This window comes from Pediococcus siamensis, from assembly GCF_047220215.1.
GTDB lineage: Bacteria > Bacillota > Bacilli > Lactobacillales > Lactobacillaceae > Pediococcus > Pediococcus siamensis.
In genome coordinates, this window is sequence record NZ_CP178375.1 from 1963351 (window position 1) to 1975827 (window position 12477).

11 protein-coding genes and 1 pseudogene are annotated in these 12477 nt (G+C 41.3%); 5 read left to right on the top strand and 7 right to left on the bottom strand.

The window, feature by feature from the left end; all coding sequences use genetic code 11:
- The first annotated feature begins 71 nt into the window (after positions 1-71).
- Positions 72-671 carry a C40 family peptidase gene (locus ACLJJ6_RS09440; protein ID WP_412989203.1) on the top strand — a complete coding sequence of 200 codons (600 nt, stop codon included), beginning with the start codon at positions 72-74 and terminating at the stop codon, positions 669-671.
- Between the two features lie 240 nt (positions 672-911).
- Here the strand turns inward: ACLJJ6_RS09440 and ACLJJ6_RS09445 are convergent, their stop codons facing one another.
- From ACLJJ6_RS09445 to ACLJJ6_RS09455, 3 genes are all read right to left on the bottom strand, one after another.
- A complete protein-coding gene (locus ACLJJ6_RS09445) occupies positions 912-1307 on the bottom strand; it encodes an iron-sulfur cluster biosynthesis family protein (RefSeq protein WP_412989204.1) in 396 nt (131 codons plus the stop codon).
- A gap of 91 nt (positions 1308-1398) precedes the next feature.
- Positions 1399-2811, bottom strand: coding sequence for a C69 family dipeptidase (locus ACLJJ6_RS09450; RefSeq protein WP_412990467.1), 1413 nt, complete (start codon positions 2809-2811; stop codon positions 1399-1401).
- A 103-nt stretch (positions 2812-2914) separates the two neighbouring features.
- A complete protein-coding gene (locus ACLJJ6_RS09455) occupies positions 2915-4354 on the bottom strand; it encodes an APC family permease (protein ID WP_412989205.1) in 1440 nt (479 codons plus the stop codon).
- 255 nt (positions 4355-4609) lie between these two features.
- Between ACLJJ6_RS09455 and ACLJJ6_RS09460 the strand changes: the two genes are divergently transcribed.
- Positions 4610-5545 carry a glycosyltransferase family 2 protein gene (locus ACLJJ6_RS09460; RefSeq protein WP_412989206.1) on the top strand — a complete coding sequence of 312 codons (936 nt, stop codon included), beginning with the start codon at positions 4610-4612 and terminating at the stop codon, positions 5543-5545.
- A gap of 98 nt (positions 5546-5643) precedes the next feature.
- Here the strand turns inward: ACLJJ6_RS09460 and ACLJJ6_RS09465 are convergent, their stop codons facing one another.
- Positions 5644-6186, bottom strand: coding sequence for a MerR family transcriptional regulator (locus tag ACLJJ6_RS09465; RefSeq protein WP_412989207.1), 543 nt, complete (start codon positions 6184-6186; stop codon positions 5644-5646).
- Between the two features lie 78 nt (positions 6187-6264).
- Positions 6265-7392, bottom strand: a complete 1128-nt coding sequence (locus tag ACLJJ6_RS09470) for a multidrug effflux MFS transporter (RefSeq protein WP_412989208.1) — start codon at positions 7390-7392, stop codon at positions 6265-6267.
- Between the two features lie 126 nt (positions 7393-7518).
- Between ACLJJ6_RS09470 and ACLJJ6_RS09475 the strand changes: the two genes are divergently transcribed.
- The gene (locus ACLJJ6_RS09475) at positions 7519-8760 is read left to right on the top strand and encodes an ISL3 family transposase (RefSeq protein ID WP_412988180.1); all 1242 of its coding nucleotides are present in this window, start codon (positions 7519-7521) and stop codon (positions 8758-8760) included.
- A gap of 234 nt (positions 8761-8994) precedes the next feature.
- On the opposite strand, the gene ACLJJ6_RS09480 is transcribed toward ACLJJ6_RS09475, so the two are convergent.
- Positions 8995-9885, bottom strand: a complete 891-nt coding sequence (locus ACLJJ6_RS09480) for an NAD(P)-dependent oxidoreductase (RefSeq protein WP_412989209.1) — start codon at positions 9883-9885, stop codon at positions 8995-8997.
- Positions 9886-10024: 139 nt separating this feature from the next.
- On the opposite strand from ACLJJ6_RS09480, the gene ACLJJ6_RS09485 reads away from it, so the two are divergent.
- Positions 10025-10492, top strand: a complete 468-nt coding sequence (locus tag ACLJJ6_RS09485; RefSeq protein WP_412989210.1) for an 8-oxo-dGTP diphosphatase — start codon at positions 10025-10027, stop codon at positions 10490-10492.
- 35 nt (positions 10493-10527) lie between these two features.
- Positions 10528-11963, top strand: a pseudogene (gene rlmD / locus ACLJJ6_RS09490) (23S rRNA (uracil(1939)-C(5))-methyltransferase RlmD).
- A 104-nt stretch (positions 11964-12067) separates the two neighbouring features.
- Here rlmD and ACLJJ6_RS09495 read toward each other — a convergent pair.
- Positions 12068-12475, bottom strand: coding sequence for a hypothetical protein (locus tag ACLJJ6_RS09495; protein ID WP_412989211.1), 408 nt, complete (start codon positions 12473-12475; stop codon positions 12068-12070).
- Positions 12476-12477 lie beyond the last annotated feature (2 nt).

Genomic DNA, 12477 nt, shown 5'->3' on the forward strand with positions numbered 1-12477 from the left:
TAAGTTTGTTAATTTTTTGTAATATTAGCCTGTTATGATATATAAATCAGTTCAATAATTAAGGAGTTTGCATGAAAACTAAAACTGCACTACCCATTTTACTATTCTTTACGGCTTTTTTAACCCTCTTCTTTACCCAAAGCTCGGTTTCAGCTAATAATTTGAAACCGATCCAGGGCATTCAATCCACTGAGAATCATAAAAAAGGATTAGCGGAACTCAGTATCCCGCAAAAAACACATCAAATTAAGGCCACAACCACAACTGCGACGGCTCAGAAAACCAAAACACAATCTTATGCTAACCTTAACAGCCTGTTACACAAACAACTTGGTAAGGCTTACGTTTGGGGTGCAGTCGGTCCAGACACTTTTGATTGTTCCGGCTTAACCCAGTACAGTTACGCAAAGGCTTTTAACAAAAAATTACCCCGCACCGCACAGGCGCAATATCAGGCACTCGATCACGTTTCGCACGCTGACGTTCAAGCAGGTGATTTAGTCTTCTTCAGTTACAGTGGCGGGGCTACGATTGATCACGTTGGAATTATTGTAAAAGGGCACAATCAAATGATCGATGCGCAAGATCGCGGCGTGATTCAAGAAAGTTACATGGCATCGTATTGGAAACCCTATATCGTTGGCTATGCTCATGTCACAGATTTAGATTAATTCCTGATAAAAAGCGGGTTTGAACGCTAACATTAGTAATATGAGTCGTAATTTATTCCGAACCCAACACAGTTTAAAATATTTAGCTCGTTTGAAATTCCCAAAATTTTAAATGAGCTTTTTTAGGCCTTTTTTCGAAAATCCAGTCATACATTTCTTTGAGGAAAACACTTTTAAAATCTAAAAATTGACTAATTTCAAAAAATAGAAATTAGTCAATTTTTTAGTTTAAATTACCGTCTAGCAGCTTTCACCACTTATCATAATGCCCTTTTCAAAAGCCGCTAAAATAGCTTTCCCGTTTGCGATAAGAACATTACTATCCAATAATCCTGTATGATCTTTCAAACTTATACGTGCATTTGTGACATCCAGTTCCAACCCGGTGCTAAAAAAGCGCGTGTCATATTTGGAAGTATATAAGTTAAGTTCAAAATTATTTTTAAGGCTAAGGGGATACTCTGGATCAAAGTCATCCAATGCAACGATTGAAAACTTAGCCCCAATACTGCACGCACCTCCCTGCAAGGAATACTTACCCCCGCCATCATCGGTGACCAATAAAAGGGTCTTATCAGCAATCTTTTTTCTTTTCAGTAACGCCATCGCAGAATCGGTAATTTTAAGATCTAACATAGGTCTACCTCCACTATCCTGTTGCCCAAGATTAATCGGTTAACTTGTTATTAACAACATCCCTATCAGTCATTTCTGTAAGTGACCTAAATTACAAATTTTTATCCATATTGAAGGTCAATTTGGACAAGCCCGCTCCTTGAACGACCAAACTCCCGATAAAATCGGTGGTTTGTTTCCGCATCTCTGCAACCAAGGTTTTATTTTGCTCAGTCAGATAGGCCGTCAAAGCTGTCCCAGACAGTTTACTTGCTTTATGATCGGTAGTTTCTAAGAATCGTCGTTGCGTTTCACGAAGTGCAGTCAAATAATCACGATCGCTTTGCACAAACTGCGGATAATGACTTTCAACTAGCATCGATAGGGTTCGATACATCCAGTAAGCGTCGCTAAAATTGAACTTCATTGAAGTATCAGCGTAGCTTGCATCAGTATCCTTCGCATTACCGTAAAATGGCACATACGGACTAAAGGCCGGGACACCGAAGTTCAACCAGTAAATTGCCGCTTGAGCCGCCGGAACATCATTACGAATTTGTAAGACATGCGAGTTTTGGGTCCGATTTAGTGAAATGGCGCGGTATCGATATTTATCTGCATTCTCCCCGGGTGCCAATGGATCGAAGCGGGTTTCATTGTAATGTGAACCTAAAATAAATTCAACATCTTCAACCGAAATTTTATGATTTGTCCGGCAAATAAACGGAAGTTCCCCTGACTCAGGATCCTGTTCGATCTCTGGATTCAGAAATTTTTGGGCATACCAAACCCGTGGCGTATTGTAATGGCGATCCTTTTCATTAAAGGTACCGAAAATATGGCGAAAGTTCCAACCAGTCTGATCGACATTCAAGTGATGAGTGGTAACAAAGTTTTGAATCCCTTCGGCCCACATAAAATTATCTGGATCATCAAAATCAACTTGTTGAATAGCAACTTCATTTGCGGCTACCGCATAGGCATCATCAGGAATCCGCTGCGCCACCCAATAATGACCAGTAACAATTTCCATGTACCAAACTTCATCTTTGTCACTAAATAGGACACTGTTTCCGGCGTTGGACCCATACTGGGCAATCAACTGGCCTAAGCGCTTGACTCCGGCACGTGCGGAATCAATGTAGGGCAGCACCATGGTCTCTAAGGAATCTTCGCCGAGTCCGTTTTCAACTAACGGGTCGTACGCCAATGTTCGCTCGTTGCCATAGGTACTTTCGGTTGCACTAACTGCCACATTCTTTTCATTAATGCCGCTTTCGTCATTAACCCCTTCATGCAGTTGGCTAGGATCCGCATCCGGGGTGGCGGTATAACGATAACCATTTTCCGGCAATGGTGCTTCAAAACCATTTAGCTGTGATTTTAAAACACGCTGTTGTCCTTGGACTGCCGGATGCATATAAAATTTTTTTGGATGAATCGGCAAAAACCGATCCTCGTTCCGTGCAATCATGGTTGACCCATCTAAACTGGCTTTCTTCCCCACTAAAACTGAAGTACACATACTTGTTACTTTACTCACGTTGCCATCTCCCAATTGTCCTTAATAGGCCCATTCTACCAGAAAATAAAAAAGCGGGGAACTGATTTTCCCTGCTTCACGTAAATTAAACTTTTGCTTTATGACGACGTGCAATCATCGGCATGATGAGCCCTAGGGCAATCAAAACGATTGGTGTCACAATATTTAAGCCCAACTGTAAAAGCCAGCCATGTGGGTTAGCTGAAAAACTAATCTTCGGCACCATCCCCAGAATACAAACAAATGCAGTAAATAAGAAGCACCAGAAGCCAAGCAGCCAACCAATCGTTTTATTTTTGACAAAGCGATAGTCCGAATGAAATTTATTCATTTGCCGACTTAATAACATAAATGCGACGAACACCCACAAGTAGCGCAACGGCATGACAATTGAATTTAAGTTCAAGAGCCAGTTATAAAGTTCCTGAATATTTTTAATTCCAATTGCCGGTACCATAATTAAAATCCCAACTAAAACACCGGTCATTTTGTACCCATTAATGAATACTCCGTGTTTATTTAGTTTCATCAAAGACTTTGGCACATACTGATCATTGTGTCCAGAAAGTAAAATTCGTAGTGGCGCATCAATTGATACAATCAAAGCAGCAATTTGGCCAATCGAATTGGTTAGTCCATAAGTAATCATCAACGCATTACCAATATGGTAATAACGACCAAGCGTTTGAAAAGCACTGTAAGCCCCGTTCATCATCAAATCCTTTGGAATTGCGTGGCTATTGAAGATAATTGCCATCCCGATGGAACCGATGATTGCACAAATACCTACTAAGACTGCTAAAATAATCATTCCTAAAGGAAACTCTTTAGACGGGTTTTTGGTTTTATTAACATATGGTGCAATTTTTTCAGAACCGCCAACAGCGAGCACTAACATCGATAAAGTCGTGAAGTACCCAAAATTAAAGTTAGGAATATAAGTTTTCACGCTGGTTAGGTGTGGTGTGGCGGCCGAAACATTCGGTAAATGCGGTGCGGCAATTGCCAAGAAAATAAAGAGAATAGACATGATAAATGTTGCCATCCCCGCCAAGGTTGCGATAATGCCTAAGGTGGTAATCCCTTTTGAAGCTACCCACATAAAGAATAAAAAGACTACTAAACAAATAATTGAAAAAATAGCTGTTGAAAAATGATTGAAGTAGGTTCCTGCTCCTGTGAAGGCCCAACTAATGGCGATCAGGATATTTTGCGGTTTTTGTGCGAGATAAGGCACATGCACAACCCAATAGGTCCAAGCTGCAAAGTAAGCTAGTCCACGGGTCGAGGTTTCATCGATCCACGAGCTGACACCCCCACCACTCTTTTGAAAGGTTGAGCCCAGTTGTCCAACCATCAGTGTGTAAGGAATAAAATAAATTACCAGAATAATAATCCATGAAGTAATAACGGTTGCGCCCTGTTGTGCGTAATTATTCACAACATTGTTAAATCCCCAAACAGTGTTAAACGCGATTAAAGCAATTGTAAACCAACGAAATTGTTTCGTATTCGTGTCTCCCAATTTAACCAGCTCCCCAAATATAATTTATGTATATTATACGGGAGAAAAACACGGATTTCATGGGAAGCTAGTTAGCGTTTTCACAAGTTGCTAATTTCGTTCTCATGTTATTTTTATGTCTTTCGTTACTACAGTCCGCATTAGAAACGAAATGGCGCATTTTCTAATTTCCAGCCGACTTTTAATTGTATTAAAAAGGAACTACCGAATCAAAATGGTATAATTTAGGTATGACGTGAGAGGAGACGCAAAATTATGCAAACTGTTTCAATGATTGTCCCCTGCTTTAATGAGCAGGAATCAATTCCCATTTATTTCAAGGCGATCGAAAAAGTCTTTCAAAAACCTAGTATGCAAAACTATGCGTTAGAATTGTGGTTCATTGATGACGGCTCGCCCGACTCGACCTTAAGTGAACTTAAAAAATTAAATACCCAATACCCGCGAACCGCACACTACATTTCATTTTCACGTAATTTTGGTAAGGAGCCCGCCATTCTTGCTGGTCTCCAAGCTGCAACTGGAGAAATTGTCGGGCTAATGGATGTGGATTTGCAGGACCCTCCAGAGCTTTTGCCGCAAATGCTCCAAGAATTGACTACAGGAAACTACGACACGATTGCCACCCGCCGTGTAGGCCGCCAAGGTGAACCAGCCGTTCGTTCTTTTCTATCCAATCTGTTCTATAAATTTATTAATAAAGTTTCTAAAGTTGAAATTGTTCCCAACGCCCGTGACTATCGGGTCATGAATCGAAAAGTTGTGAATACCGTTTTACAGATGCCGGAAGTCAACCGCTTTTCCAAGGGCATATTCAGCTGGGTGGGCTTTCGCACGAAATACGTTGATTTTGAAAACCGCGAACGAGTGGCAGGCACAACCTCGTGGTCCCTATGGCAGTTATTTGAATATTCACTAGAAGCCATCATTGATTTTTCAACAGCCCCATTGGCCATTGCCAGCTTCGTGGGCATCTTTTCCTGCGTTATTTCTGTGTTGGCGCTCATTTTCATTATTATTCGTACTATCTTTTTTGGGGATCCCACTGCCGGTTGGCCGTCCCTCGCGGCAATCGTACTATTCATTGGTGGTATCCAACTATTTTGCCTTGGTATATTGGGGACTTATATCGGCCGAATTTATTCCGAAAGTAAGCACCGTCCAATTTACGTAATTAACGAAAAAAAATAATTTAGCTAATACAAAAAGGAAGCAAAACAAATCTGATATTTGTCTCGCTTCCTTTTTTGATAAGTTTAGAAGTCACTAATTGAGTTCTAATTCTTAGCTTAATCTTCGTTCGAAGAACCAAAATGTCGTTGCCACCATGACTTTTTCTTTGGTGGTTCTTGTAACAGTTGTTCATTTTTCTTAGTCATTTCGGTTAATTCGGTTACTTGGGCCTGTAACTGCACATTTTCTTCATGATATTGTTGATTCTGCTTGACCAGCTGCGCCAACATTTCCTTAATCTCAGAAAGATCCTTATTTTGAGCTTGGAGCATCTTTTCGTCTAAAACGGCTGGTGTCTTGTCACCGTCAGCGGCTTTTTTGTCTTTCTCCGCAGCTTCTTTATCCGTAATGCCTAGAGTGACATCTACGGCCTGCTTTAACGTATGGCGATCACCCAACAGATCATTCATCTGTTGCAGTAATTTCATATCTTCGTCTGAGTAAATTCGTCGTCCACGACCATCGTGCTGGAACTTGTGCCCCATACGCTCCATTTCTTTTGCCCAGTTCCCTAAAGTAGCCAAACTACCGATTCGTTCGATTTTATTCACAACTTCAGAACCTGTTATGTATTCTTCTGCTTTAATATCTTTTGCCACAATTTCCACCTCACTTTTCAACTTAATTGTACTACAATCGTTTCTAATTTTGAAGTTAAAATTAAGTTAAATAAGTCTTTACATTTCACGCGTTTCTGTCAAATTCTGCTTTTTAAGGAGGACTAAAAATAGGACCAGGCCACCCACTTCGCAAGCGAAGATTAATCCCGCCATTGGGGCATAGGTATGAGCCCCCATAGCGCCAGCAAGCGGCGAAAAAACTCCGCCAATAATATTCATGGTTAAGCCTAAAACGGCCGAGGCACTGCCGGCGTTCTCCGTTTGACTATTCATCGCCATTGACGTTGCCAGCGTGTTTACCATGCCAATACAAATGACCACCACGAATAAGGCAATTGCGATCACCCATAAACTGGCAGTAAAGAACAGACTACCGACCATTATTCCTGCTGCGGTTGTTCCCATTCCAAGCGCAAGGGCAAGCATTCGCATGTTGGCAACCTTCGCCGAAAAATAAGCAGGCAGATTATTGCCGATAATAATACCCAAACCATTCACTGCATATAATAGACTAAATTGTTGCGCGCTCAAGTGAAAGAAATTCTGAAAGACGAATGAAGATGCCGCGATGTAGCTGAATAGTGCCCCGAAGACAAGGCCTTGAATTGTAGCAATCAGCATAAAATCGCGCTTCGTAAACATCAAGGTTAAGGCACGCAATCCTTTTAAGAGTCCCGCGTGACTCCGCCGTTCTGGTGGCAAAGTTTCTTCCAATGTTGTCCAGATCCCCACAACCACAAGTACACCAATCACCGCTAGCAATCCAAAAATTCCTCGCCAAGACATAAAATTCAGTAAAAAACCGCCAATTACGGGAGAAATGATGGGGAAAACCCCGTTAACAGCCATAAGCATGGCAAAGAACTTGGTAAGTTCTTTACCGGAGAACAAGTCACGGGCTACTGCTCTTGCCAAGACTTGTCCAGCAGAACCGGCCAATCCCTGAATAAAACGTATAAGTAAAAAGAGTCCCACTGATTTAACGTTCATAATGGCTAATGCGGACACTGCAAAAATTGCAAATCCGCCAGCAAGTGGCCCACGGCGCCCAATATGATCGCTTAAGGGTCCCACAATAAGTTGGCCGACTGCGAGACCAATCAAACAGGTGGTAATACTCATTTGAATTATAGCAGTTTGCGTATGAAATGCCGTTTGCATAACGGGTAATGCTGGTAAATACATGTGGGTCTACACTTTCTGGTATTGGTGAATAACTGATACCAGTTTTTATTTTGAAAAAAAAAAGGACATTTGCCCTCTTTGTGTTACGATTTAATCGCCTAATAAAATCGAAAAGAGGAAAAACAAATGTCCCTAACTAATTCTATCCTAAGCCTATTCGAAATAACAGACCCTAATTTAACTGTAACTGAGATTACTAAGGAACATTATCCCAATGGGCAACACGTTCATGTCGTTCACGCTATCCTTTCCTATCAACTTTTAAAATGTCCTCATTGTGGCCATAAATCTCTAATCAAAAATGGAACTCACATTGGCCATCTAAGATTGGGAACCTTATCAGGTGGACGTTATGAGATGCAGCTAAAACGACAAAGATATCAATGTAAACGGTGTTTAAAAACCTGTGGTGCTCAAACTAACCTCGTTAAACGTAATGAAACTTTTACGCATAATGTGAAACATCAAGTAATTGTTCTGGCTCGGGATATGCTGACCAGTAAAGAAATCGCTAAGATTTGTGGGATTTCACCAAGTAGTGTTCAACGCATTTTAAATGCGAATATTCACTTAGCTTATCGTGTTAAAACACTCCCCCAAAATCTTTGTTTTGATGAATTCCGTTCCTGTAATCATCTAATGTCCTTTAACTGTTGCGATGCCGTTAGTCATCGCCGCATTGTGATTCTTAAGGATCGCCTTAGTAAGGATATCATTGATTACTTTGAAGCTCGCTATTCAGTTCAAGAACGTATGAAAGTTCAAACAATCACCGTTGATATGAATGCTGAGTATGCTGGCTTTATTCATCGGTTATTTCCTAAGGCAATAACCATCATTGACCGTTTCCACATTATTCAACTTGCCGGTCGGGCACTGGATAACGAACGTACACGTGTGATCCATACTTTTCAAGATAAGCATTCCCGAGTTTATCGCATTCTAAAATCTCAATGGCGTTTGTTCCATTTGGCAGAAGAAAAGGTCAATGATACTAAACTTATCTATTTACACGGTATCAACGAATACATGACCCAACAGAACGCCATTGACCTAGCCTTAGATGAATTTCCAGAATTTAAAACTGTGTATCAAACCTATCAAGGAATTCTAACAGCCATTCAACAAAAAGATGCGGTTGGATTTAAAACCTTGATTGCCAACTACAAGGCGGCTGGCAACCAAATGGATATTACTATCTCAACTTTAATAAAGAATGGTCCTGCTGTTCTCAATAGTTGTCGTTATCCGTATTCCAACGGTCCTATTGAAGGACTAAATCGTAAAATTAAGGTGTTAAAGCGTAGCTGTTTTGGTTTTCAAAATATTCATAACTTTTTCATTCGTATCAGTTTAATTTATGCGTAAACAAAAAAAGCACATTCACCGAAGTGAACATGCTTTTCAAAAATCTCCACCAATACAATTTGACAGAGACCCATACATGTCTAACGATAAAGGACCGGTAGCACTAATTAACCCTAGGAAAAAGGTTAACCAGAGCTTCCGGTCCTGTGTTGGGTTTTTGTCCTTCATGAATACAACTCCTGCTCTGAATTAACTTCAAATCATAGTGTATCGAATTTAGGATTAAAAACCAAATTAGTTTTTTGATTTAACGTGGTCATCTGACCACCACAACTTAACTAAGGCCTGTGTCCCCTCATTGCCCAATTGCTTTTCGTCAACTAACCGGGCATACAAATTGCGCGCCGCATCCGTGGCTGGTAAGTTTAAGTGCAATTTATCAGCTTCATTAAGCGCAATCCGCAAATCCTTCAAAAAGTGCTTTGCAAAAAAACCCGGGGTATAATCATTTTTCAGAATTCGAGGCGCGTAGTTTTCAAGACTCCAGTTATCAGCTCCGCCACTTTCTAAGGTCTGTAACACCTTAGGTAAATCTAAGCCGGCAGCTTGGGCATAGACGAGCATCTCACTCATTCCTGTCATGGTTCCTGCAATCATAATTTGATTAGCCATTTTAGCATGCTGTCCTGCACCAGCCGGGCCAAAATAATTAGCTTGTTGCCCGATAACATCAAAAATTGGTTGCAAACTTTCGTATGCCTTCTGATCACCGCCGACCATAATCGTCAACGTCCCTTTTTGCGCGCCAACGTCACCTCCAGAAACCGGAGCATCCAAAACTTGCAGATTATGATGCTGACCGTATGTAGCAATTTTCTTTGCTAAGGTTGGGGTGCTGGTAGTCATATCAACCACAATTTGCTGATCGCGTGTGCCAGCGAAGACACCTGTTTGACCAAAATAAACTTCTTCAACATCTTGTGGGAACCCCACCATTGTGAAAACAATTTCGCTATTTTGAGCGACGGCTTGTGCGGTATCTACCCACGTGGCACCGGCCGCCACAACTTCATTGGCATGAGCTTTCGTTCGGTTAAAAACCGTCACTGGATACCCTGCTTTTAACATGTTTTTGATAATGCCCGTTCCCATGACACCTGTTCCAATAAATCCGATTTTTTTCATTTTTTCATCTCCCAAATGACTACACTCACATAATACGCACTTTTGCCAAAAAATTACACAAATAAGTTCGGTCAAAGTAAATTCTTAAGGCTTATTTCTGGTATGATAGACCTTAAGTTAATTAATTGGAGGGATTTAGATGGCAAACAAACATGTACCGGAACAAACGGTTCTCACTAACCTAGTTATGGTGGAAAATCCAGAAACCAAAGAAGTGCTCTTAGAAAACCGCCGTAATAAAAACTGGGCTGGCATTACTTTTCCTGGCGGACATGTTGAACCAGGCGAGTCTTTTGTGGAAGCCGCGATTCGCGAAGTCTACGAAGAAACTCAATTACAAATTGAAAATCCACAGTTAGTCGGTATCAAACAATTTATGTTAAACAGCCAGACCCGCTACATCGTCCTCCTTTTTCGGACAAACAAATACAAAGGTACACCCCAAGCTTCTTTGGAGGGTGATGTCTATTGGGCAGACCCTTATCAAGTCAAGCAAACACAAGCTGTAGATGATTTTTTTGACATTCTTCAAATTTTTAAAAGCTACGACGTTTCAGAACTTTACTATCAAGATTACCATGGTCAATCCATTAAACGGGTTGAATAGCTACATCACCTTACTTAATTTAGAAAGGAAACATCATGTCCGATAAACAAAGAACTTCTTATTCGGCCAAAAAACGACCAGCAAGAGCTAATGCTGCAACTGTTCAAGCATCAATTCCGGTAGGTCAACGGATTCCGCTGACGATCAAACGTTTAGGTATTAATGGCGAAGGGATCGGGTACTTTAAACATACGATCTGTTTTGTAAAGGGGGCGCTTCCGGGAGAAGTCGTCACCGCCACTGTTACTGAAATTCATCCGCGTTATTTAATCGCCAAACTCCACACAATTCGTCAAAAGAGTCCCGATCGGGTTGAACCCCGTGATGCCTTTGCGGATGAAGTTGGCGGATTTGAGTTAGAACATCTGGCCTATCCAGCCCAGCTGGAGTTCAAACGCGATGTGGTTCGCCAAGCCCTAGAAAAATATCGGCCGTCTGGCTATCGTTATTATAAATTACTTCCAACGATTGGCATGGATAATCCTTATGAATACCGGAACAAGGCTCAATTTCAAGTTCGCGAATTAAACGGTCTGGTGGCTGCTGGCCTGTACAAAGAAAACAGCCATGATTTAGTCGACTTACCAACTTGCAGCGTTCAACATCCGTTGACCATGAAAATCATGCGCCGTGTGGTCGCTTTGTTAGAAAGCTATCAAGTGCCGATTTACGATGAAAAACACAACTCCGGTATTGTGAAAACTGTTGTGGTACGGGTTGCCGTAGCGACGAATGAAGCTCAATTGGTTTTCATTACTAATTCAACAAAGCTCCCTCATAAACGCGAACTGCTGGCTGATTTACAAGCCAAATTTCCCGAAATTGTATCTTATATGCAAAACCTGAATAAGGGAAAAACTTCGCTAGTTTGGGTGAAGAAACGACATTGTTAGCTGGAAAAACCTTCATTCAAGATAAATTAGAAGATTTAACGTTTAATCTCTCAGCACGTGCCTTCTATCAACTGAACCCTTACCAAACAGTCAAGCTGTATCGTGAAGCGCGCAAAGCCTTGGAATTATCCCCGAATACCAACCTTGTGGATGCTTATTCTGGGGTTGGAACTATCGGCCTTTCCTTAGCTGGTCAGGCTAAAGAGGTGCGCGGGATGGACATCATTCCGGAAGCCATTGCTGATGCAAATGAAAATGCCAAACTAAATCAAATCGAAAACGCCAAGTACCAGGTTGGAAAAGCCGAAGATGTCTTACCACAATGGCTAGCAGAAGGGTTTCGCCCGGATGCATTAGTTGTCGATCCGCCAAGGACTGGGTTAGATGATGTATTGATTCAGGCTATTTTAACGAGCAAGCCTGAGCATTTTGTCTATATTTCATGCAATCCTTCCACCCTGGCACGTGACTTGACTCAGCTTACCAAGTCCTACATTGTGGATTATATTCAGTCAATTGACATGTTCCCACAAACTGCTCGGTGTGAAGCAATCGTTAAATTCACTCGTCGCCATTAATTTTCTCAGGCGATTGACCACTGTGTCTTGAACGACATTTTCCAAATTTCGAAATTGAAATCGGTGTAAACTGATGCCTCATCGCATTTGTTTAGACCGATTTTTTAATGAAAATTATGCCAATCAACAGGGGCTTCCACCACGTTCACATTGCGAATTTCTTCCAGGGAAACTTTTTTAGGCTGGTCCTCCGTAGTCCGAAAAACAATTTGATCACCTTGAAATCCAGACACCTGACCAGTTAGAGAGACCAAGGTTTCGCCTTGATGAAATATTTTGAGTTGGACATGGACAGTCTTTTTCTTTAACCATGCTTGTTCTAAAGCTTGACTAACTTGTCGTGTGGTTTGTTGAGGGCGTATTTTTTCTGGAATTTGGTCACGTTTCATTTTTTGGATGGCACTCGTATGATCGGAAAGAAAAAAGCCGCCCCACTTTAACATTCCCCGGTCTTGATAGTCATTCTTAAAGAACCTTTCAATTACTGCTTCGTTAACCCGATGAATAATCATAC